The 23,231-nt window shown below is 67.3% G+C and carries 11 protein-coding genes and 1 pseudogene; 7 read left to right on the plus strand and 5 right to left on the minus strand.

The annotated features are described in order from the left end of the window. Window positions 1-37: 37 nt before the first annotated feature. Window positions 38-3,508 (minus strand): carboxypeptidase regulatory-like domain-containing protein, encoded by a 3,471-nt coding sequence (locus tag ACLJEU_RS20035; protein WP_414663137.1) that lies wholly within the window; start codon window positions 3,506-3,508, stop codon window positions 38-40. A 172-nt stretch (window positions 3,509-3,680) separates the two neighbouring features. On the opposite strand from ACLJEU_RS20035, the gene ACLJEU_RS20040 reads away from it, so the two are divergent. Both ACLJEU_RS20040 and ACLJEU_RS20045 read left to right on the plus strand, forming a co-directional pair. Next, the gene (locus ACLJEU_RS20040) at window positions 3,681-4,253 is read left to right on the plus strand and encodes an RNA polymerase sigma factor (RefSeq protein WP_414663138.1); all 573 of its coding nucleotides are present in this window, start codon (window positions 3,681-3,683) and stop codon (window positions 4,251-4,253) included. Then, entirely contained in the window at window positions 4,243-5,241 is a 999-nt protein-coding gene (locus tag ACLJEU_RS20045) for a FecR family protein (RefSeq protein ID WP_414663139.1), read from the plus strand. Before ACLJEU_RS20040 ends, ACLJEU_RS20045 begins: the two co-directional genes overlap by 11 nt. 265 nt (window positions 5,242-5,506) lie before the next feature. Here the strand turns inward: ACLJEU_RS20045 and aroQ are convergent, their stop codons facing one another. Both aroQ and ACLJEU_RS20055 read right to left on the minus strand, forming a co-directional pair. After that, window positions 5,507-5,998, minus strand: coding sequence for a gamma subclass chorismate mutase AroQ (gene aroQ, locus ACLJEU_RS20050; RefSeq protein WP_414663343.1), 492 nt, complete (start codon window positions 5,996-5,998; stop codon window positions 5,507-5,509). Between the two features lie 3 nt (window positions 5,999-6,001). Then, window positions 6,002-6,781, minus strand: a pseudogene (locus tag ACLJEU_RS20055) (transporter substrate-binding domain-containing protein); the annotation flags it as partial. Window positions 6,782-6,920: 139 nt separating this feature from the next. Between ACLJEU_RS20055 and ACLJEU_RS20060 the strand changes: the two are divergent. After that, the gene (locus tag ACLJEU_RS20060; RefSeq protein WP_414663140.1) at window positions 6,921-8,774 is read left to right on the plus strand and encodes a pyrroloquinoline quinone-dependent dehydrogenase; all 1,854 of its coding nucleotides are present in this window, start codon (window positions 6,921-6,923) and stop codon (window positions 8,772-8,774) included. A gap of 110 nt (window positions 8,775-8,884) precedes the next feature. Here the strand turns inward: ACLJEU_RS20060 and ACLJEU_RS20065 are convergent, their stop codons facing one another. Beyond that, the gene (locus ACLJEU_RS20065; protein ID WP_414663141.1) at window positions 8,885-10,369 is read right to left on the minus strand and encodes a DUF1501 domain-containing protein; all 1,485 of its coding nucleotides are present in this window, start codon (window positions 10,367-10,369) and stop codon (window positions 8,885-8,887) included. 155 nt (window positions 10,370-10,524) lie between these two features. Continuing rightward, window positions 10,525-13,710: a DUF1553 domain-containing protein gene (locus ACLJEU_RS20070; protein ID WP_414663142.1), complete on the minus strand. Its 3,186-nt coding sequence runs from the start codon at window positions 13,708-13,710 to the stop codon at window positions 10,525-10,527. A 276-nt stretch (window positions 13,711-13,986) separates the two neighbouring features. Here ACLJEU_RS20070 and ACLJEU_RS20075 point away from each other — a divergent pair, with 276 nt between their 5' ends. The 4 genes from ACLJEU_RS20075 to ACLJEU_RS20090 all read left to right on the plus strand — a co-directional run bounded on the left by ACLJEU_RS20075 (window position 13,987) and on the right by ACLJEU_RS20090 (window position 23,219). Beyond that, window positions 13,987-15,297, plus strand: a complete 1,311-nt coding sequence (locus ACLJEU_RS20075) for a Gfo/Idh/MocA family protein (protein WP_414663143.1) — start codon at window positions 13,987-13,989, stop codon at window positions 15,295-15,297. 36 nt (window positions 15,298-15,333) lie between these two features. Continuing rightward, window positions 15,334-17,616, plus strand: coding sequence for a HEAT repeat domain-containing protein (locus ACLJEU_RS20080; protein WP_414663144.1), 2,283 nt, complete (start codon window positions 15,334-15,336; stop codon window positions 17,614-17,616). Between the two features lie 459 nt (window positions 17,617-18,075). Continuing rightward, window positions 18,076-21,057 carry a TonB-dependent receptor gene (locus ACLJEU_RS20085; protein ID WP_414663145.1) on the plus strand — a complete coding sequence of 994 codons (2,982 nt, stop codon included), beginning with the start codon at window positions 18,076-18,078 and terminating at the stop codon, window positions 21,055-21,057. Between the two features lie 38 nt (window positions 21,058-21,095). Beyond that, a complete protein-coding gene (locus tag ACLJEU_RS20090) occupies window positions 21,096-23,219 on the plus strand; it encodes an alpha/beta hydrolase (protein WP_414663146.1) in 2,124 nt (707 codons plus the stop codon). Window positions 23,220-23,231: the final 12 nt, after the last annotated feature.

Raw genomic sequence — 23,231 nt, forward strand, 5'->3', positions numbered from 1 at the left:
GCCGCGCTCAATTCCAGTTCGATCGCTCCGACGTGATCTAGAAGGTGCCCTTGATCCCGAATGTCCAGAGCGCGCCGTAGTCGATCTGGTTGCGGAAGCGCGCCGGCGCCGGCGTGAGCGAGTTGTAGATCTGCGTCTCCTCCGGCTCCGCGGTAAGGTTGCGCATGCTGGCGAATACCGCGTACCGCCGGGCGAACGTGAACTCCGCCTGCGCGTCCAGCGTCACCCGCTTCGGCACCCAGGTGTAATTATCGGAGGGCAGACCCACGCCGGCCACGGCCGCGCCTTGCCGGGCACTCCGGTAGTTCCAGTTTCCGCGCACGCTAAAACGTTCACGGGTGAAGCTCACGCCCCAGCTGCCGCTGCGGGGAAAGAAATTGAATCCGGCGTTCCCCACCAGGGCGCCGGTGCGCCGCTGGGTCGACACGTTGCCGAACACCTGGATGCCACGCGCCCAGTCCGGCAGGAACGTGATCGCCTGCTTGTAGTTCAGGCTCGTGCCCTCCATGCGGACCGTCCCCGGCACATTGTACTGGGTCTCGACGTCGAACTTCCCGTACAGATCGGGATCGAGATCGTAGAGCGAAAGAAATGCGGGTGTCGCCGCCGAGCGCGTGGAACCGAAGAAGTTCGTGAACTCGCGCCGGAAGGCATTGAGCGAAAGCTGGCCGACGCCGGCGAAGTAGTATTCCAACCGGACGTTGAGGGTATCGGCGCTCCACGCCTTGATGCCGACATTGTTCACGACGATGCGACTCGCCGTGCTGGGGATCGATTCGGGATCGGGCAGCGTGACGCCGCCGGCGTACTGGTTGAAATCAGGCCGGCCGACCGACCGATAGACGGCGGCGCGCGCGATGAGATTGTCGCGCAGGTTGAAGCTGGCGTTGAGGCTCGGGAACCAGCGCAGGTACTCCTTTTCGGCGCGGGTGCCGCGCTCGATGAACGTCAGCTGCGAGTACTCGAGCGAGTTGGTGTTGCCCACGATCGCCACGCGCTGCCCCTGGGCGTTGAGCCGGAAGTTGCGCGACGGATCGGTGAGCGGACCCTCGGCGTCGATGTTGGTCTGCTCGGCGCGCACGCCGCCTACGAGCTTGAGCCGCCGGGAAAAGAAACTCGCGTCGCCCCGCAGATAGGCGCCCGAGATGAGTTCCTCGGCATGCTTCGACGAGGTCACGATCGAGCGATAGTCGTTGTTCGCGTTCAGGCTGAACTGCGCGGGATTGGCGACATACTGCCGCCAGGCGAGGGCGTTGCCGATGCCCTGGATCGGCGGCAGGCCGAACACGCCGCGACGCGCCGAGTAAACCGGATCCAAGAAGGGCCCCGCGCTCTCGAGCGTCGCCGCGTTGCCGTCGGCGCCGAGATAGGTCCAGGCGGAGTTGCGATTGCGATTGTCGCGCGCGGACTGGTGGACGTGGAAACCGGTTTTCAACCGCAGGGGAACCGAACCGTAGAAATCGCGGGCGACGTTGCCGTAGGCGGTGCGCTGCACGTCCGAGGTGTTGTTCTGGATGGCATTGGCGGCATCGAACGTCTTGCCCGTGATCGCATACGGATCGATGACGGTGCCCGTCGCGGCATCGACGACCGTGATGCGGTCGGGCCTCACGGCCTGCATGCCGTCGAACGTGATCGTGACGTTGCGCCGCAGTCCCGTCGTGCTGAAGAACAGTCCCTTGTCGATGTCGCGGTTGCGGTTCGACGACGTGGAATAGCCGAGGCCCACGTCGCCCTTCCAGACCGGGCCCGTGTGGCGCCAGATCAGGGTCGGGGTGTGCGTGCGATTGTGACGGTCGCGCACGAGATTGCTCAGCTGCAATTCGCCCTGGCCGGGCGCGCTGCGGGTGGACGCCACGCTGAACTCGCCCGGCAACACGCGGTTCATCGCAAAAGTCAGCACCTGGTTCGACGCATACAGGTGAAAGTAGGAGAACTGGTACCCGAGCGACAGCTGGTCGTAGCGCGATAACTTGAAATCGAGCGTGGCGCCGAGCGAATTGCGGGTCGTGACCTTGGTACCGTCGCGGTAGGTGAAGCTGGTGAGGTAGGGCTGGTCCGGAGTGGTGGCGGGAAAGTTGCCGCCCGTGGCCGCACTGGCGCCGCGCCACACGGTTTGGGTCATCGGCTCGGGCGAGAAGTTGGTGGCTGAGCCGCCGGAGAGCGTGAAGCCGAAATTCCGGTTGACGGGTGCGACGTAAGAAAAGTCGAAGCCCGGATCGACCTTGCGCGACGGCGTGAGCCGCGGCCCGGGCGTCTTGTCGAAATCATGCTCGCCACTCCGCATGATCACGAACGCACTCGCGTTGAGCACCGGCCGTGCGCGCTCGAAGGCGGAGCGCGGCACCATGTTCACCGTGCCCGCCAGCGCATCGCCCATGGACTCCGGAGTGGGCGAATACTCCACCTCGATCCGGGCCAGGTTGTTGATCGACACCATGTCCATGGCCACGGAACGTCCGGTGTTGGTGTCTCCGACACCCGCGCTCGCCAGGCTAAAGCCGCCGACCGTGATCGGCACGTTGGCCGACGGCACGCCGTTGATCGAAATGGACCGGGCGTTGCCACCGGAGTCCTCGACCGTGATGCCCGGGAGGAATTTCAGGAAGTCGGCCGCGTTGCCCTCCGCGACGAAGCCGAATTCGTCGGTCGCCAGCACATTTTTGATGTTGGGAGCAAAGCGCTGCTCGTTGATCGCAAGCGCCGAGGCCGACATCTCCTTGGACGTGGCGACGACAAAGGCGTCCAGCTTCACCGTTCCGGCATCTCCCCCTCGCGCCGTGAGCGTCAGGTCCAGCTGCGCGGTCCGGCCGGCGGCCACCACAACCGTGGCCGACTGCTGCGCGAGGCCGGTGTAGAAGGCGGTCACCCGGGCGGATCCCGCCGGCACACCGGCGAAGCGGAAATGGCCGCCTTCATCCGTGAACGTCTCGAGCGCCGTGCCGTCAACGGTCAGGCGCGCCCGCTCCACGAATTCACCGCTCGTGGCATTGGTCACCCGGCCTTCGATCGTGCCGGTGGGAACGCCCTGCGCGGCGTGGACCGACGCGGCGGGAGCAAGGACGACTGCCAGCCAGGCGCCGAACAATCGAAGAGGATTCTTGGTTTTCATCATGGGGTCAGGGTCAACGGAAACACGGGAAGAAGGTGGAGGCTCGGGCGCAGCAGGGCCGCGCGCGTTCGGGTGCGGCACCCGCACGATCCGGAGCACGCCGGATTTGGTCCCCGTCGCCACTGCCAGCGGCGTCCCCTCGAGGAGACGGGCGATGGCTTGCGACGGCGGCAGGCGGCCCCGCACCTCACGGGTGGTCACGCCGGCGGCGATGTCGGCGGCGAAAAGCACCTCGAGTCCCGATTGGACCGCAAACTGGCGCAGCGCCGTCTCCGCCCCCGCCGCGGGAAGGTCGAAGAATCGGGGAACGTCCGCCGTCTCGGCCGCGCGGCCGGCCAGGGACGCGCACACAGCAAGCACCAGCAGGCAGGCGGAGAGACGGAAGGGGGACCGCATTCCGGAGGTAATGGGGGTTCGGTCGCATCAGGCGAAGCACGTTCTTGATACACTTAACGGCGTCCGAGTCCGCGGAATCCCCACAACAAATCGAGAAAAGTTTCTCCACGCGAAATTCCCCTCGCATCCCGCCACGGCGGACGGCACGGTCCGGATTTCCATCCCGCCTCGCGTGAGTTTGCCCCCGACGACCCCGGACCAAATCACCGTTTCCGATCCGACCCGCTGGTTTTCGGAGGAAGTGGAGCCGCACGCTCCGGCGTTGAAGGGGTACATCCGTCGCACGTTTCCGAGGCTGCACGATGTCGACGACGTCGTGCAGGAATCGTACCTCCGCCTCTGGCGTCGCCGCGCCGAGGAGCCCGTCCGCTCCGTACGCGCGTTCCTTTTTGCCGTCGCGCAGCACATCGCGATCGACGGGCTGCGCCGGAGCCGGCGATGCCCCATCGAGGGCGTGCCGTCCCTCGCGGCGCTGCCGGTGGCCGACGACTCGCCCTCCGTGCCGGAAAGGCTTGGCGACGACGAGAAAATCGCACTGCTCGTCGCCGCCATCGACGCGCTCCCCTCCCGTTGCCGCGATGTCGTGGTGCTGCGCAAGCTGCAGCTCCTTTCCCAGCGCGAAACCGCCGAGCGCCTCGGCATCTCGGAGAAGGGCGTCGAGAACCAACTCGCCCGCGGACTCGAACGTTGCCGTCGATGGCTGCGAAGCCACGGCGCGGAACATCACCTCCCCGATGGCCGCTGACGAGATCGCGCAAATCGCGTCCCGCTGGGTGGCCCGACGGGACGCCGGTCTCGACGCCGCCGGGAGCGCCGAGTTGAAAACGTGGCTGCGGGCCGACCCTCGCCACGCGACGGCCTTTCGGGACGCAGATACGCAGGCATCCCTCCTGGACTGGCCGCTACACGCCGGAATGCTGGACCAGGTGCTGGCGAGTCTCGCAGCACGCGCGACGCAGCGCCGGGCCCGGCGTCGGAAACTGGCGCAGGCGGGGGCGGCCGCCGCCGTGCTGGCGCTGGCCGTGGTGTTCATCTATCGCCTGCCCAACGCCGCGCATTCCAACGCCGCTCCCCGATCCCTGGTGGTGCGCGGCCCCGAAGTACACCTGCTCCCCGACGGCTCGGCGGTGGAACTCCAGGGCTCCGCCGACGTCTGGTTTGACTACACCTCCGACGCCCGACGCGTCGAACTACGACGCGGCACGGCGCACTTCACCGTCCGCAAGGATCAGGCTCGGCCGTTTCTCGTCACCGCCGGCGACGTCACCGCGCGTGCCGTCGGCACCGCGTTCATGGTCGGCCGGGAAAGCGGCCGCGTGGACCTGCTCGTCACGGAAGGTCGCGTGGCACTCGACCGCGAGGCGCCCGCCTCCGCGCCTCAGACGCTGGCGTTCGTGCAGGCCGGCGAGTCGATCGGCGTGGCGGCCACGAATCGTGCGTCCGAGGCGCCTCGCCTCACCGCGCTCCCCGAGGATGAGCGGCGCGAGAAACTCGCGTGGCGCACGCCGCGGCTGGAATTCGATCGCACGCCGCTGGGCGAACTGGTCGCTACCGTCAACCGGCACAATCGAACACGAATCGTGCTCGGAGATCCCGCTCTCGCCACGGTGAAACTCAGCGGAGCGCTCAGCGCCGATCGCATCGACGCGCTGCTGGAAATGCTCGACGCCGACTTCGGCATCGGAGCCGCGACCGACGGCGACAAGATCACGCTGCGGCGGCGGATTCCCTGATTCCAGGCCTGAACCAAACGCATGCAGAAGAACTCCCGCGAATCACGCGAATGACCGCGAATTTCAGGCTAAGGTTTGAACGGCGACCCGCCACACCCCAGCGCACCGTGGGGTGTGCGGTCTCATACCAACCGCTCGTAGCCACGACTGATCCAGCAGTCCAAAAGCAAGGAACGATTGGTCTCATCCAATCTTTTTGATTCGGGTGGATTCGCGTGATTCGCGGGCAACTGCCTTGTTCCGGCGCAGCGGCAGACTGCCTGCCTCACCGCCCCTGCGTGCTCGAACTCCCGCCGGTCAACGGCTCGGCGGCCGCACGCGCCGCCGCTGCCGACGTGGTCCCGCTCTCCAGTCGCGTCGTCGCCGCCGTGAGCCGCGCGTGCTGGGCCGGATCGGACAACGCGGGCCACGTCAGCGCGAGTTCGCGGAGCAGTCGCGGCGTGAGCGCATCGAGCCGCGGCCGGATCACGGTCGCGAGATCAGGCGCATCGGCCCAACGCCCCTGCCCTGCCGCCTGCCAGCGGGCAAACTGCTCCCGCTGGATTACCTTCGCCGCCTCAATCTGCGCCCGGAAGAAGCGCTCGGCCCACGCGGCCGGCACACCGAGCGCCTCGGCCTGCTGCTTCAGCCCGTCAATGATCTGCTGCTCACGCGGCAGATCCTCGATCGCGGTGGCGGTATTCCACTTGTGGCGCGCCACGTCGGGCATCAACGCCAGGCGCTGCGCCATTAAATCGAGGAGCGGCTCCAGCGCGATCGTTGCCGGCGCCGACCGCGGCCACGGGTGCTCGATCCACTTCTCCAGCACGCGCGACCACTCGCCGCTCGCCAGCAACGGACGCAGCCAGGCATCGACCGTAACTTTCCACGCGTCGTCACGGGGCAGCAGATACGCCTTCTCGGATCGATCGAACGGAGCTTCCGGATGAATTGCGCACAGCTGCGGGCGGAGCCGCTGTTGGAGCCGCGTTTCAATCGCGTCGGTGATCATCACGTCGGCATCACCGGCCACGATGCGGTCGAAGATCGTGGTGTTGTCCGGCCACACGCTGATCGTCGCCCGATGGAGCCGGGCGCGGGCGAAGCGTTCGTTGGTGCCACCCGGGTTGACGATCACGCGGACGCCGGGCTGGTCAATTTGCGCGAGCGTCTGGAAGCGCGCCTGATCGGCGCAGCGCGCGATGGGCGTTTTGCCGTCCTGCAGATACGGCAGCGAAAACAGCGCCAGCTGCTGCCGCTCCACCGTGATCGAGACGCCGCTCATCGCGACGTCGAAGCGATCCGCGCTGAAGTCTTTCATCAACGCCGGCCACGACGTCGGTACGAGTTCCAGCCGCACCCCGAGCGCCTTCGCCAGCCGGCCGGCGAGCTCGATGTCCACGCCGACAAACGGACTCGCCGGATTCGCGCGATAACTGAACGGCGGATAATCGCCGGTGGTTCCGACCCGCAGCACGCCGCGGGCGACGACCTCATCGCGACGATTGCCCTGCGCGCACAGCGCCAGCGGCAGCCAGAGCGTCAGGACGAAAACAAGCAGGGAGCGTAAGCGCGGCACAGGGATTCCGTTTTTCGTCTTATGCCGGCCGCGGGCTGGCGATGTCAACGGGCGCCGCGACCGCACGACAGAGTTGAGCAATAGATTTGGCGCGGCCGCGGGTTTCGGCGTAATCGCCAGCGTGCATCGTTTCACCCCCTTCGTTTGCAGTGCGCTGCTGGCGGCCGCGCTGTCCGCTTCAGCCGCCGATTCCCATGCCACCTGGCGCGACTACGGCGGCGGGCCCGACTCCTCGCAGTTTTCGTCCCTCACGCAGATCACGCGGGCCAACGTGGCGCAGCTGCAGGTCGCGTGGACGTATCCGATCGGCGAGAACAAGAAATACTTCTTCAATCCCGTGGTCGTCGACGATCAGGTTTTCGTCATGGGTCAGGGCAGCTCGATCGTCGCGCTTTCCGCCACCACCGGCCGCGTCAACTGGACGTATCAGCCACCCGCGGACACCACGCTGATCACGAACCGCGGGATCAACTACTGGGAGTCGAAGGATCGCGCGCACCGTCACCTGCTCTTCGCCAGCAACCACGCGCTGCGCGCCCTCGATGCCCGCACGGGCAAGCTCGTGCCGTCGTTTGGCGACGGTGGGAGCGTCGATTTGAAGCAGGGCCTCGACCGCGACCCGAAGACCATCGCGCTCGTCCAGTCCACCATGCCCGGCCGCGTGTTCGAGGATCTCCTGATCCTCGGCTCCGCCACCAATCAAGGTTACGGTTCCGCGCCCGGCGACATCCGGGCCTTTCATGCCCGCACGGGCAAACTCGTCTGGACGTTTCGCACCATTCCTCGCCCGGGCGAACCCGGCGCCGAGACGTGGCCGAAGGACGCGCGCGCCAACGTCGGCGGCGCCAACGTGTGGTCGGAGTTCACCATCGACGAAAAACGCGGCCTCGTGTTCGCCCCGACCGCGAGCGCGAAGTACAATTTCTACGGCGCGGATCGGGTCGGCTCGAATCTCTACTCGGACTGTCTCCTCGCCCTGGATGCGCGCACCGGCCGCCGCGTCTGGCACTTTCAAATGGTGCATCACGACATCTGGGACTACGACGCCCCGACCGCGCCGAAGCTCCTCACGATCCGCCACGAGGGCAAAACGATCGACGTCGTCGCCCAGGTTTCCAAACAGGGTTACGTGTGGGTCTTCGAGCGCGACACCGGGCGGCCGATCTGGCCGATCGAAGAACGCCCCGTGCCCGCGACGGACATGCCGCACGAGCGGACGTCGCCGACCCAGCCGTTTCCCACGAATCCGCCGCCGTTCGCGCGCACGTCGTTCACCGTCGACGATCTCAGTCCGCACCTGAGCGAGGCCGACCGCGCGCGATTCCAAGCCGCCATGCTCGGCGCGCGCAACGAGGGCCTGTTCACGCCGCCCGCCCGCGGTGGCACGATCCAGATGCCGGGCAACAACGGCGGCGCCAACTGGGGCGGCGCGGCCGCCGATCCCCGCAACGGCACGCTGGTCGTCGTCTCGAAGGATCTGCCCAGCCTGCTCAAGCTCGAGGAGAAACTTCCCGCGGAAACCAGCGCGGCGGCCCGCTACGAAAGCGGCTTCGGGTTCATGATCGCCTCGGACGGACTCTCCGCGATCAAGCCGCCGTGGACGTCGCTGACGGTTTACGATCTCAATGCCGGCACCATCAAATGGACGATCCCGCTGGGCGACGTCCCCTTCCTCGCCGCGAAAGGTATCCGCAACACCGGGACGCACTACCCGAAGGTCGGGCCCGTTCTCACCGCCACCGGCCTCATCTTCACCGGCACCCGCGACAAGAAGGTTCGCGCCTTCGACGTCGAGAACGGGAAGCTGCTTTGGGAGCACGAACTCGAGGCCGCGCTCGAAGGCATGCCCGCGATGTACGAGGCCGGCGGCCGGCAATACCTGGTCTTCTGCGCCGCCGCCCAGGCCGGCCTCACGCCAGCCACCCAGGAAGTCATCCGCGGTGCCTACGTGGCGTTTGCGCTGCCGGCAAAATAGCTGGCTCCGACGCGGACACCTCGCCGCGCAGTCTGAGATAACCGCCGCTCCTCACCTCCGTGTCTCCGTGCCTCCGTGGTTAGCTCCCATCTCCCAAAGCCGGCTCAACCCTACGTCAGGATTCCCTTCACGACCTGACCGTGCACATCGGTCAGCCGGTATTGCCGGCCCTGGAAGCGATACGTGAGGCGTTCGTGATCGATGCCGAGTTGCTGGAGAATCGTGGCCTGCAGGTCGTGGATGTGGACCGGGTTCTCAGCGACGTTGAAGCCGAAGTCGTCGCTCGACCCGTAAGTGATGCCGGGCTTCACGCCGGCACCGGCCAGCCACAGCGAGAACGCCTTGCCGTGGTGATCGCGGCCGTACTTCTCCCGGTTGGCGTCGCCCTGCGCATACGGCGTCCGGCCGAACTCGCCGCCCCAGATGACCAGCGTGTCCTCCAGCAAGCCGCGCTGCTTGAGATCGCGCACGAGTGCCGCGCTCGGTTGATCGACGTCGCGCGCGATCGCGGGCAGGTGTTCGTGCAGGCCACCATGGTGGTCCCAGTCGCGATGATACAGCTGGATGAACCGCACGCCGCGCTCCGCGAGCCGGCGCGCGAGGAGGCAGTTGCGGGCAAAGGATCCGGGCTGCTGCACGTCGGGTCCGTAGCTCTCGAGCACGTGCGCCGGCTCGCCCGTGAGTTCCATCAGCTCGGGCACGCTGCGCTGCATCCGGTACGCCATTTCAAACTGGCTGATCCGCGTCTCGATCTCCGGATCGCCGCTCTGTGCGTGCTGCAGCCGGTTGAGATCCGCGATGCCGTCGAGCATCACCCGCCGGCGCTCGCGCGTGATCCCCGCGGGATCGTTGAGGTAGAGCACGGGCTCGCCGGCGCTGCGAAACTGCACGCCCTGGTGTCCGCTCGGCAGAAAGCCGCTGCCCCACAGCCGCGCGAGGAGGCCCTGGCCGGCGCGCTTGGCGTTGACCGACACCAGCACGACAAACGACGGCAGGTTGTCGTTGAGCCGGCCGAGGCCGTAGTCCACCCACGCGCCCATGCTCGGCCGCCCCGGCAGCTGGCTGCCGCTCTGGAAAAACGTGATCGCCGGATCGTGGTTGATCGCCTCGGTGTGCATCGAGCGGATCACGCAGAGCTCGTCCGCGATCCCGCGCGTGTGCGGCAGCAGATCGCTGATCAACGTCCCGCACCGGCCACCCGGCTGGAACGCAAACTTGCTCGGCTGCACCGCGAGCCGCGCCTGCGAAGCCACCATGCCGGTGATGCGCTGACCGCGGCGCACCGAGTCGGGCAGATCCTCGTTGAAGCGCTCGCGCAGCAGCGGCTTGTCGTCGAGCAAATCGAGATGCGACGGACCTCCAGACTGAAACAGGCAGATGACCCGCTTCGCCTTCGCCGGAAAATGCGGCAGGCCGGGCAGGCCACGGGCGGACGAAGCGAGGGAGTCAGAAAGCGACGGAGCGCCGGGGGCCGATGACGCCGCGAACAGATCGGGACCGAGCAGCTTGGCCAGCGCAGCCGCACCGAGGCCGAGACCGGACTGGGCGAGAAAGTCGCGGCGCGTATGGAGGGCTTCGTAGCGGTGGCAGGACATTGGTTTTAGATCTCAGATTTCAAATTTGAAATTTCAGAACTCGATGCTCGGGCAGACATTGGATTTCGGATTTCGGATCTGAGATCTGAGATTTCAGCACTTCGTGAATTTCATCGCTCGAATTTCAAATCTCAGATCTCAAATTTCAGATCCCTTCAGCGCTTCGTGATCGTCTCATCCAAGCTCAGAATCATGCTCGCCACGCTGGCAGCGGCCGCGAGTTCCGTCGGCGCAAACCCCGCGGCCGCCGGCGACGCCCCCACGGTGAGCAACCGCTCCGCGTCCTCCGGGTGCGCTTCAAAATCCGTGCGTAACCGTTGGAGCGCGTTCACCAGCACGCGCGCTTCGTCCGCCGTCGGCCGCCGGCCCGTGGCCTGTCGGAACGCCCAGGCGAGCCGCGCGCCGTCTTCCTGGCCGCCCTCTCTCAACAGCCGCTGGCCGAGGTGGCGCGCCGCCTCGAAATAGCCGGGCTCGTTCCAGAGTGCGAGCGCCTGCAGCGGCGTATTCGTCCGCGAGCGACGCACGGTGCAGAACTCCCGATCGGGTGCGTCAAACGCGATCATCGCCGGATGCGGCACGGTGCGCTTCCAAAACGTGTACAGGCTCCTCCGATACAGGTCCTCGCCGGAGCCGGTCGGCCATTTCGTGCCCGGATACTCGGCTCCGACCACGATACCTTCGTAGAGTTTTTCCGGTTGGTACGAATGGACGCTCGGCCCGCCGATTCGCGGTGCCAGCAATCCGGATACGGCCAGCGCCTGGTCGCGGATGAGCTCGGCCGGCAGCCGCACGCGGGGCCCGCGGGCGAGCAGGCGATTCTCGGGATCGCGCGCCACCAGCGCGGGCGTCACCGCGCTGTCCTGCCGGTACGTCGCCGACAACACCAGCGTCCGCAGCAGCGCCTTCACGTTCCAGCCGCCATCGACGAAGTCCCGTGCGAGCCAGTCGAGCAGCTCGGGATGACTCGGCCATTCGCTCTGCGATCCGAAGTCCTCGAGCGTCTTCACCAGTCCGGTGCCGAAGAGCTGCGCCCACCACCGGTTCACGACCACGCGCGCGGTGAGCGGGTGCTGCGGCTGCGTGAGCCAACGGGCGAGACCAAGCCGGTTGCGAGGCGCGCCCGCCGGCCACGGCGCAATCAGCGTCTCCGGCACGCCGGGCTCCACGCGTTCGCCCGGAGCGTCGTACTGGCCGCGCTGCAGCACGAAGGCCGGACGCGGTGCCGGCATTTCCTCCATCACCATCGCCGTCGGCAGGCTGCGCTGCAACGCGAGGTGTTGCGCCCAAAGCGCGTCGCGACTCGCCACCAGTTCGCGCGTTGCGCTCGCGTCGGCGAGCACGGCATCGCGCACCCAGCCTTGCTCCAGCGCAGACGCCTTGCCGCGTTCGACCCGTGGCACGGCGCGCCCAAGCGCACCAGCACGAAACTCCCGTTGGATCGCCGGCGCGTCCAGCACGCGCGCGAAGCCACGCAGGTCGTCGATCTCGCCGCGCCAGCGCGCACCGTCGGGCGTGTTGTCGGCGCCGATCAGAAACTCGCGCTTCGGCGGTTCGCCGGGCAGGCCGTCGTAAAGCACACGCGTCGCGACCTCGGTGCCGTCGACAAAGATCCGCACCGCGGCGGCGCGCTTGCCGCCGGCATAACTGACGGCCACGTGACGCCACGCGCCGGGCGCGATCGCCGCGCCGACGGTACGCAGCACGATCGCGTACACCGGGTAACGCTCGCTCAGCCGCAGTTCCAGTTCGCCGTCCACGAGCCGCAGCTCGCGGCCCTTGCCGAATTGGGAGTCCTCGGTCGAACCGACGTGATTGAGCGACGACAGGATGACGGCGTCGCGCGGCCCGTCGGCCGCCGGCTTCAACCACGCCGTGAGCGTCACGCCTGATTTGCCCGCAAAGTCCAACGCCGCCGCGGGCACCTTCGGCGGCGGCAGCGCCGGATCGGAGCGCCACGTCGCGCTGGCGGTGCCGTCGACGCCGAGCCGATCCTTTTCCGCGATCAGGGCCACGCCGGACTCGGCAGTCGCGACCGCGTCGGGTTTCGCCGGATCGAACGCGTTCGCGGCGGGCCGCGTCTCGGCCATCCAGGCGGCAACGCGCGCGGCCGCAGCGTCGTTCCATTTCCAGCCGGCCCGCGCCGCCTGCAGGTGTTGATCAAGCGCGGCGAGTTCGCGCTGCTGCGCGGCCAGCGCGGTCTGCTGCTCGCGCGTGGGGGCGGGGATCATCGGGATGGCGTTGGCCACGCGGCCGTCCTCGCCGTGCTCCGGGACGTTGTTGAAGAACGCGAACAGCCGGAAGTAGTCGCGCTGCGTGATCGGATCGAATTTGTGGTCGTGACACTTCGCGCACTCCATCGTGAGCCCGAGCCACGCGGTGCTCAGCGTGCGCACGCGGTCGGCGACGTACTCGACGCGGTACTCCTCGCCGATGATGCCGCCCTCGCTGCTGATGACGTGATTGCGCGCAAAGCCGGTTGCGATGCGCTGCTCGAGCGAGGGCTGCGGCAACAGATCGCCGGCGATCTGCTCGGTGATGAACCGATCGTAGGGCACGTTGGCGTTGAACGCCTCGATCACCCAGTCGCGCCAGCGCCACATCGTGCGCGACGAGTCGTTGTTGAAGCCGTGGGTGTCGGCATAACGCGCCGCATCGAGCCACTCGATCGCCTGGCGTTCGCCGTAGTGCGGTGACGCCAGCAACCGATCGACCGCCGCCTCAAAGGCGGCTTCGCCCCGGCGCGTGACGTCAGCCGCAAACACATCGAGTTCGCCGGACGTCGGCGGCAGCCCCGTGAGATCGAAGCTCGCGCGCCGCAGCCACGTTTCCGCGGTCGCCGCTGTCGACGGCGCGAGGCCTTCGCGTTCCAACCGCGCCAACACCAAGCGATCGAGCGCCGCCCGCGGCCAGGTCGCGTTGCGCACAGCGGGCAGCGGTGCCTGGCGCGGCGGGAGAAACGCCCAGTGCTTCTGGAAAGGGGCGCCCTCGGCAATCCATTGCCGCAACACGGCCGCCTGCGCGGGACTGACGGTCTTGTGCGACTCCGGCGGAGGCATGACCTCATCGCTCGCCGTCGAAGCGATCCGGCGAATCATTTCACTCTCGTCCGGCTTGCCAGGCAGAATGGCCGCGTAGCCGTCGTGCAGTCGCGTCGCGCTCTCGCGGTCGTCGAGCCGGAGTTTGCCCTCGCGCTTGGCGGCATCCTGGCCGTGGCACTGGAAACAGTTTTCCGAAAGGATCGGCCGGACATCGCGGTTGAACTCCAGCGGCGCGGCGTGGCTGGCGGCGGCACACGTGCCGGCCAAGGCAAAGCGAATCGAAGGGAGGAGTCGTCGGAGCATCCAGGGGTAAAGGGTTCGGAGTGCACCGACGATTCGACGCGCAACGCCAATGTCAGCCACGTTTTTCGGTTCGTGAAAACCAGGATGAAACCACGAAGACACAAAGGCACAGAGACCAAACCCCAAGGCCGGCTCCTTTGTGCCTCCGTGTCTTTGTGGTTAATCAAAGTATGAGCGCCTTGCCCTTCCGCCCGCACGCCCGGGAGGGCCAGCACTTCCAGCCTCGATTTGATCTGGCAAACGCGGCATGGCTCGATGCCGTTGATTCACACCGCCATGTCCCCCCAGCCCCGTCCCGCTCCCGCCCTCTCCCGCCGTTCGTTCCTGCAGCACGGCGTCACCGGCATCCTTGCCGCCGGCCTCGCGCCGAATTTCTTTCCCGCGCGGCTGTTCGGCAAGAACGCGCCGAGCAACCAGCTGACCATCGGGCTCGTCGGCAACGGTCTCATCTGCAATGCGCACGTCGGCACGCTCACGGGCCGCGACGACTGCCGCATCCTCGCCACCTGCGACGTCATGCGCTCGAAGGTGGAGAAGATGCGCGACCGCCTCGACAAGGCGTATGGGAAAAACAAGGACAGCGGTGTCTCGCGCGGCGTGGACACTTACTCCACCCACGAGGAACTGCTGACGCGGGCCGACCTCGACGCCATCTTCGTGTGCACCCCTGACCACTGGCACGCGGCCGTGGCCAGCGCCGCGATGCAGGCCGGCAAGGATGTCTACTGCGAGAAACCGCTCACGCTCACCGTGCGCGAGGGCCGCTACCTGACCGAGGTCGCGCGGCGTCACGGTCGCGTGCTGCAGACCGGCACGCAGCAGCGTTCCAACAAGGCGTTTCGCAAGGCGGCCGAGATCGTGCGCAACGGCTGGATCGGCGACCTCAAGCTCATCCGCACGAAGCTCGGCGAGTTTCCCGCGGCGCCGGCGTTGTCCGAGGAGCCGTTGCCGGCGGATTTCAATTACGACCGCTGGCTCGGCCCGACCCCGTGGCGGCCTTACAATGAGAAGCGCGTGAAGGGCGACTACGGCGGCGGCTGGCGATGCTTTCTCGAGTACGGCGGACGCAAGAACGGGGACTGGGGCGCGCATCATTTCGACATCATCCAGAACGCGCTGGGCATGGACGACTCGGGCCCCGTCGAGTTCATCCCGATCGGCTTCGAAGGCTGCAAGTATCAGACGCACGTCTACGCCAACGGCGTGCGGGTGGAGCGTTACGACGGCGAACTGAAACAGATGATCGAGTTTCAGGGGACGAAGGGCACGGTCTGGGTGTCGCGCAATGACGTCCTCGAAACCGATCCGCCCGAGCTGGCGACGCGGCCGTTGCGCGGCGAAGACATCCACCTCTACGCGAGCGACGATCACCACGGCGATTTCTTCCAGTGCATCCGCACGCGGCAGCGGCCAATCGCCGACGTCGAGGTCGGCCACCGCAGCGCGACCGTCTGCCACCTCAACGTGATTGCGGCGCAGGTGGGCCGGGCCATCCGCTGGGATCCGAAGAAAGAGGAAATCGTGGGCGATCCCGTCGCGGCGCGCCTGCTCGATCGTCCGCGCCGCGCGGGCTATGCGCTCGTCTGAGACGAGGCCGATCCATCTTCCAACTCCTCTTTCCCCATGGTCCGTCTCTTTCTCCTTCCCGTCACGCTGGCCCTCGCGAGTGCGCTGACCGCCGCTGCGGCCACGCCCGCGCTCTCGCAGCTCACCTACTCCGGCGATCAACAGCCATTCGAGACGCTCGACCGGGAAATCACCGCCGCCGGCGCCGACGCCGGCAAACTCGCCGACCTCGAGCAGCGTCTGCTCGCCGCGCTGCGCCCCAACGACGCCACGTTCGCCGGCCGTCAGGCCGCCGCGCAGCGGCTCGGCCTGGTGCTGGCGCAAGGTCCGGCCAAGGCCAGCGCCGACGCCTACAAGCCGCTTGGCACGATGTTGCTCGACGATCGTGACACCGACCTGGCCCGGCTCGCGCTCGAGCCCGCCGCCGGCGCCGTCATCGACGGCATGTTCGTCACCGCCCTCGGCAAGTCCGCCGGTCGCACCCAGCTCGGTCTCATCGACTCGATCGCGCGCCGCCGGATCGCCGGCGCTGTGCCCGCGCTGACCGCCCTGCTCCAGAATCCGGATACGCCGGCCGCCGCCGCTGCCGCTCGCGCACTGGGCGCGATTGCCAACGACGCCGCCCTTGCCGCGCTGCAGGCCATCGCGGAACCGAGCGCTCCGGCAGTCGCCGCCGCCAAACTCGCCGCGGCCGCGCGCGCTACGCCGGCCGCCGCGCTGCCCCTGCTCGCGAGCCTGCAGCGCGACGCGCGCACACCGATCCACCGCGCTGCGTCGTTTCGTCTTTCGCTGGATCTCGAGCCCGCGACCGCCGCCCCGCGGCTCGCCGCGGTGCTGAGCGGCAACGACTGGGACATGAAGCAGGTCGCAATCGAGGCGATCACCGCGTCACGCGCGTCGGGGCTCGTCGCCACGCTCACCGGCGCGATCGCCGGCTGGGATGCGCCGACGCAGAGTGCCGTCATCGCCGCGCTTGCGCGCCGCAACGACCGGGCGGCGATCCCCTCCATCGTCGCCGCAACCGAACACAAGGAACCCGCCGTGCGTCTCGACGCGCTCGAGGCGCTGGGCGTGCTCCCGGGCTCCCGCGAAACCGCCAACCTGCTCGCCCGTTTCGCCGCCGGCAACGACAGCGCCGAGGCGAAGGTGGCCCGGCAGAGCCTGATGCGGCTGAACGGACCCGACGTCTCCGCCGCGATCCTGACAGGCGCCGAACGCGGCGATCCCGCGACGCGCGCCGTGTTCCTCGAGCAGCTTGCGTTGCGCGGAATGTCCGAGGGCCTGCCCACGATCCTGAAATGCCGCAGCGAAACGAATCCGGTCGTCCGCGCGGCCGCCGTCGCCGCCTTCGGCGAGCTGGCACCCGCGTCGGAGCAAAAAGCCATTCTCGACTGGACGATCGAAGCGGTCGACAGCGCGGAGCAGAGCAAGGCGTTGCGCGCACTTGTGAACGTCACGCTGCGCAATCCCGACGTCGCCGAGCGCGGCCGGGCCGTGTATGCATTAATTGAATTCGCGCAGCCCGTGCTCGCGCTGCGCCTGCTGCCCGCGCTCGGCCGCATCGGCGGCGAGTCCAGCGCCGCGTGCGCCGCACGCCTCGCGCTCCGCGACGATGCGAAAGTCGCGGAAGCCGCCGCGGGTGCTCTCGCGCGCTGGCCCGACGCCACGGCGTTGTCCGCTCTCGTGGTCGTGGCGGAGAAAGCCGCGCTGCCGGATGCGCGTGCCGCCGCCCTGCAGGGCGCGCTGCGTTACTTCGAGCGGAGCCGCGAAAAATGGTCGGCCGAAACCACCGGCCTCGTGGCGCGGCTGATTGCGGCCACCGCGGACGTCGAGCTGCGCAAGAAATTCGTCGCGCTGCTCCACCGCGCGAACGATCCCGGCGCGCTCGCGTTCGCCGAAAGCCGCAAGGCCGACGATTCGATCGCCGCCGAGATCGCGATCGCAGTCGATGTGATCCGAGCCAATCTCGCCGGGCCCGCGAAAGCGCGCGCGTCATCGATGGCGGGCGTGTCCAATCTGCTCGATGGCAACACCGGCAACCGCTGGACCACGCCGGCGCTCGGCGAGGAGTGGGTCGAGGTCGACTACAAGCTCACGCGGCCCTTTGCGCGGCTCACGCTCGATCAAACCGGCCGGAACGCCGAGTTCCCCGAGCACTACGAGGTCTACGTCACGAACGATCCCAAGGAACCCGGCAAGGCCGTGGTGAGCGGCAAGGGCAAACCGAACCGGACCATCATCGACTTTCCCGCCGGCACCCGCGGCCGCTATCTGATCATCAAGAACACGGCCGAGCGCAAAGACACGCCGTGGGCGATCTGCGAGTTGTACGTGGATTGAGTCGGGGTTGCGGGTGGAGAAGCCCGTGGGGCCGGGAGCCAGTGGGAATGGAACCCCATGGGAACGGAAATCCATGGGACCGACTTGGGACCGCGACCGCCCCCGGTCGCCTCCGGCCGATTACGATCGGTCAAACGTGATCCGTCGGAGGCGACCGGGGGCGGTCGCGGTCCCAGGGCGGTCGCTTTTCCTAGACGGTCGCTTTTCCAGGACGGTCGCTTTTCCTGGTTGATCGCTTTCCATGGACGATCGCCGCTCGGGGATCCAACTGCCATGAGCGCACGAAAGGGATGCCGGCCGATCGGGTATACCAATTGACCGTGCCGTCGGCGTTTACTCTATTCCGGGCGAGCCCGCGCTCCGCTGAGCGCGCAACGCGCGCCATTGCCCCCACTGTTGCGCTTTTCCCCGCCTCCCCTGCCCGGACATCGACGTCGGCCACGCACTCCTTTCCCTCCCATGAAGCTCCCCCGCCTGCCCGCCCTGCTTCGGATCGCCTCGGTCCTCGTCTGCGCCTCTCTCCTTGGTTCGCTCCCGGCGCTGTCGCCCCACCTCCACGCCGCCGACGCCACGACCGGCACGCTCACCGGCACTGTCAGCAACCCGGTCACGCGCAACCTGCTCGAAGGCGCGCGGATTGAGGTGAGCGGCACCGGGTTGTCGGCGCTAACGGACAACACCGGCCGCTACGTGCTCACGGGCCTGCCAACGGGCACGCACGAGATCGTCGCCACCTATCTCGGCCTGGATCCGGTGCGCCGTCAGGTGACCATCGCCGCCGACGGCCGCACCGTGAGTGATTTTACGCTTTCGACCGCGATCTACCGGCTCGATGCCTTCCGCGTCGTCGGCGAACGCGAGGGCGATGCGCTCGCGATCACGGCCCAGCGCAACGCCGAAAATGTGAAGAACGTCGTCGCGATGGATTCGTTCGGCAACCTGCCCAACATGAGCGCCGGCGAAGTGGTCATGCGGCTGCCCGGCATCGCGGGCAATCCGACGGACGAAGGCCTCGCGTACGAGTTCAACGTCCGCGGCATGGCGCCCGGGCTCAACACCGTGACGGTCGACGGCGGCGTCCTGCCCTCGATCGGCGCGAGCCGCAGCTTCCAGTTGCAGAGCATCACGGGCACCATGTTCGAGCAGCTCGAGCTCATCAAGGGTCACACGCCCGACAAGGGCGCCGATTCCCTCGGCGGCACGCTGAACATGAAAACGCGCTCACCGCTCAACATGAGCGAGAAGCGCCGGCTGACCTACAGCGGCACCGTGCGCGTGGCGCCGCCGTTCCTCGAACAGGTGCCGCTGCGCGAGAAGCATCGCGCGCATCCGCTGCTCACGCTTGGCTACCAGGAGGTGTTCGATGTGTTCGGCTCCACCCGGAATCTCGGCGTGGCGGTCAATTTGTTCTACAGCGAGAACGGCGTCGGCGGCTTCCGCACCGATCGAGATTTTCAGAACACGCTCAACGATCCCGCCTACGTCTGGGGCTACCGCACGTGGGACAATTACAACAACCGCAAGCAATCGAGCCTGAACGTGAAGACGGACTACCGCTATTCGTTCAACTCGAAGTTCACCGCGAGCTTCACGGTCAACGACAACATCGAGAAGTTCCGCCGGGTGTATCAGGCCCGCGCCTACACCGGCAATGCCACCACGGTGCCGAATGCCACGACGTCAGGCGTGATCCCGGGCTTCACCAACCGCGTGACCGAGGTGCGGCCCGTCGCGAGCTCCGTGATGGAGATCATGATGTCCGGCCCCAACAACTACATGGTCACGACCTACCAGTTCAACGCGGGCGGCGAGCACGAGTTCGGCCCGCTCAAGCTCGACTACTCGATCGGCGGCGGCCGGAACAAGCTCTGGAACGGCACGGGCGTCGGCTACCTCACGAATCGCGTCAGCAACGTCGGCTGGATTCTCGATCGCACGGCTTCGGATCTGTATCCGCGATTCGTTCAGACCGCCGGCCCCGACATCACCAATCCCGCGAACTACCGGCCGATCGCCAACGGCCTGACCCGGACGCCCAACAACAACATCCAGGAAATCCGGCAGGCGCGTTTCGATGCGATCTACACGCTGACGGGCGCGCTGCCCGTGGCCTTCAAGGCCGGCGGCGCGTGGCGCGAGCAGGAGGTGAACCTGCGGAACTTCTCGCGGCGCTGGAACTATCTCGGCACGACCGCGCTCGCGGCGGATCCGACGATCATCACGTACGCCTCGACGAAAACCGGCCTGCAGCTCCCGATGTGGGAGGTCGCCCAGCACACGAGCGGCGGCGAGCCCACGGTGCCCGCGCTCTGGCGCGAGGACCTGTATTACGCGGAGCAAATCAAGTACACCGGCGCGCGGGGCGTCACCGAGGGTGTTACCGCCGGCTACGTCCAGGCCCAGGGCCGTTTCGGTCGCGAAGGCTGGCTCGCACGCACGGGTTTCCTGACCGGCGTGCGGTTCGAGCGCACCGACACGGAGAGCTACGGCTGGGTGCGGACGCGCTTCGGCAGCACGGCGGCCCAGCAGCTCGCCGATCCGGTGGGATCGGCGCGGCGCGACTACGCGAACACCCGGCGCGACATCGACGGCAACTACACGAAGTCGTTCCCGAGCGTGCATCTCAACCACGACCTCACGCGCAACCTGAAGGCGCGCGTGAGCTGGTCGACGAGCTTCGGCCGTCCGCCGATGGCGAACCTGATGCCCAACGAAACCGTGAACGAGATCAACGAAACCGTCACCGTGAACAACCCGAGCCTGCTGCCGCAGATGGCGAAGAACTGGGACGCCACGCTCGAGTATTACTTCGAGCCGGTCGGCAGCTTCTCCGTCGGCTGGTTTCATAAGACGATCAACGACTACATCGTCTCGGGCATCAACGACGGGATCATTCCGAACGGCACCGACAACGGCTACAATGGCGACTACGCCGGCTTCACGCGGCTGACCACGACGAACTCGGGCACCGCGATCGTGCAGGGCTGGGAGTTCAGCTACCAGCAGCAGTTCACGTTTCTCCCGGGCTTGCTGCGCGGGCTGAGCGGCTCGCTCAACTACACCTACCTCGACACCCACGGTGATTTCGGCGGCACGGTCTATCGGCGCAGCGGCCAGGTCGCCGGCTTCATCCCGAAGGTGGCCAACGCCAGCCTGAGCTGGCGTTACCGCCGGTTCAGCACGCGCCTGCTCTACAACTTCACCGGCGAACACATCACGAGCTACTCGTCGACCAGCCCCGCGTTGAATCTCTACCGCTACGACCGCAAGACCGTCAGCCTCGGCATGGCCTACCAGCTGCGCCCGGCCGTCTCGCTCACCTTCGACGTCGCCAATCTCTTCAACGAGCCGCAGCGGTTCTATGTCGGCACGCCCGACCGCATGCAGAGCACGATCATCAACTTCGTCACGATCAGCGGCGGCATCAGCGGTCGCTTCTAAACCCAACGCGTCCGCCCCTCCACCCGTCCGGCATCGCCATGGATTCCCCGCACCCCGTTCCTCCTTCCGCGCTTTCCCGCCGCAGCCTGCTGCAAAAAGCCGGACTCGGTCTGCTCGGCGCGGCGGCGCTCGAACACGCCGCGCCCGCGTTGTTTGCGGCCGAGACGAAAGCGGCCGCGGCCAAAAAATCCCCGGCCGCACCCGCGGCTCCACTGGTGCCGTTGAACCGGTTTCCGCGGATGATGCAGGATTACTTCGGCGCGCGAATCGTGGCACGCGAAGCCGCCGCCGAGGCGCTGCACGCCGGCCTGCGCACGCGCCGGGAGGCGGAGACGTACATTCGCGAAACGACGGCCAAGGTGCGGCGGTGCTTCGGCCCGCTGCCGGAGAAAACTCCGCTCAATCCGCGCGTGACGAAGCGCGTGGATCGCGACGCCTACACGATCGAGAACGTCATCTTCGACAGCCGGCCGAATTTTCCCGTCACCGGAAATCTGTACCTCCCGAAGCAACGCCAGGGCCCGACGCCGGCCGTGGTCGGCGTGTGCGGTCACTCGCTCAACGGCAAGGCCGGCGCCACGTACCAGTCGTTCGCGCAGGGTCTCGCGCGGCTGGGCTACATCGTGCTGATCATCGATCCGATCGGCCAGGGCGAACGCTTCCAGGTCGTCGATGCCGCGCTGCGGCCGTTGCAAGGCGGCAGCGTCCGCGAGCATTTGTACGTGGGCAACGCGCAGTTCCTCGTCGGTGAGTTCTTCGGCACCTGGCAGGCGTGGGACGGCATTCGCGCGCTCGACTATCTGCTCACGCGCCCGGAGGTGGACGGGAAACGGATCATGGTCACGGGCAATTCCGGCGGCGGCACGATCACCTCGTGGCTGTGCGCGCTGGAGCCGCGGTTCATCGCCGCCGCGCCGAGTTGTTTCATCAACACGTTTCGCCGGATGTTCGAGAGCGAGCAGCCGGCCGACACCGAACAGTGCCCGCCGCACACGCTGGCGCTCGGACTCGATCACGCGGACTTCCTCGTACCGTTCATCCCGCGGCACCTGAAGCTGCTCGGCCAGGAAAAGGATCTGTTCGACGCCCGAGGCCTCGAGCAATCCCACGCCCGGCTGCAGCGGCTCTACACGCTGCTCGGGGTCAAGGAGCGCGAGGATCTGTTCATCGGCCCCGACGCCCACGGCTATTTCCAAAAGAACCGCGAGGCCATGTACGGCTGGTTCAACCAGGTCACGCAGGTCGCGACCACCAGCGTTGAGCCGGCGCTGACGATCGAGGCGGACGAAGTGTTGTGGTGCACGCCGAAGGGCCAGGTCGCCCCGCTGCAGCCGAACACGGTGCTCTCTTTCACGCGCGAGGCGTCGCAGCGGTTGCGCACCACGCGCCCGACGCTCACGGGCGACGCCCTCAAGCGTGCCGTCACCGCCGCGCTCCACCTGCCGGCCCGCGCCGGCGTCGCCGATTACCGGATACTCCGGGACGTGCCGAATCGCGGCTATCCGAAGAAGTACGCCGGGCACTACGCGGTGGAGACCGAGCCGGGCATTCTCGCGACGGTCTACCGGCTTGGCGACACGCCGCTGCGGTATCGCGTGCAACGCGGACCGAAGCGCGCGGTGCTCTATGTTTCCCATCAGTCCGCCGATTTGGAGCTGCGGCAGGAGCCGCTCGTCCGCGAGATCATCGCCGCCGATCCGGAGGCGGCATTCTACGCCTGCGACGTCCGCGGGATCGGCGAGTCGCAGCCGAACACGACGGGCCAGGGCTTCCTCGAACCGTACGGGAGCGATTACTTCTATGCGATCTACGGCATCATGTTCGACCAGCCGTATCCCGGCCAGCGGACGTTCGATCTCCTGCGCCTGATCGACTGGCTGCAGGCGCACGGTCACGAGGAGATCCACCTCGTCGCGAAGGGCTGGGGCACGATCCCGGCCACGTTTGCCGCACTGCTGGCGGAGCGAGGCGTCACGCGCGTCACGCTCAAGCACGCGCTGTCCAGCTACGGTGCGGTCGCCGAGGCGCAGGACTACAACTGGCCGCTGTCGTCTTTCGTGCCCGACGCGCTGAAGACGTTTGATCTGCCCGACTGCTACTCGGCACTCGCGGCAAAAAACCTGCGCATCGTCGACGGCGTGGGCGCGACGTTGCCGGCCTGACTGCCGCCACCA

This window comes from Terrisphaera buseokensis (assembly GCF_047521145.2).
Classification (GTDB): Bacteria; Verrucomicrobiota; Verrucomicrobiia; order Opitutales; family Opitutaceae; genus ER46.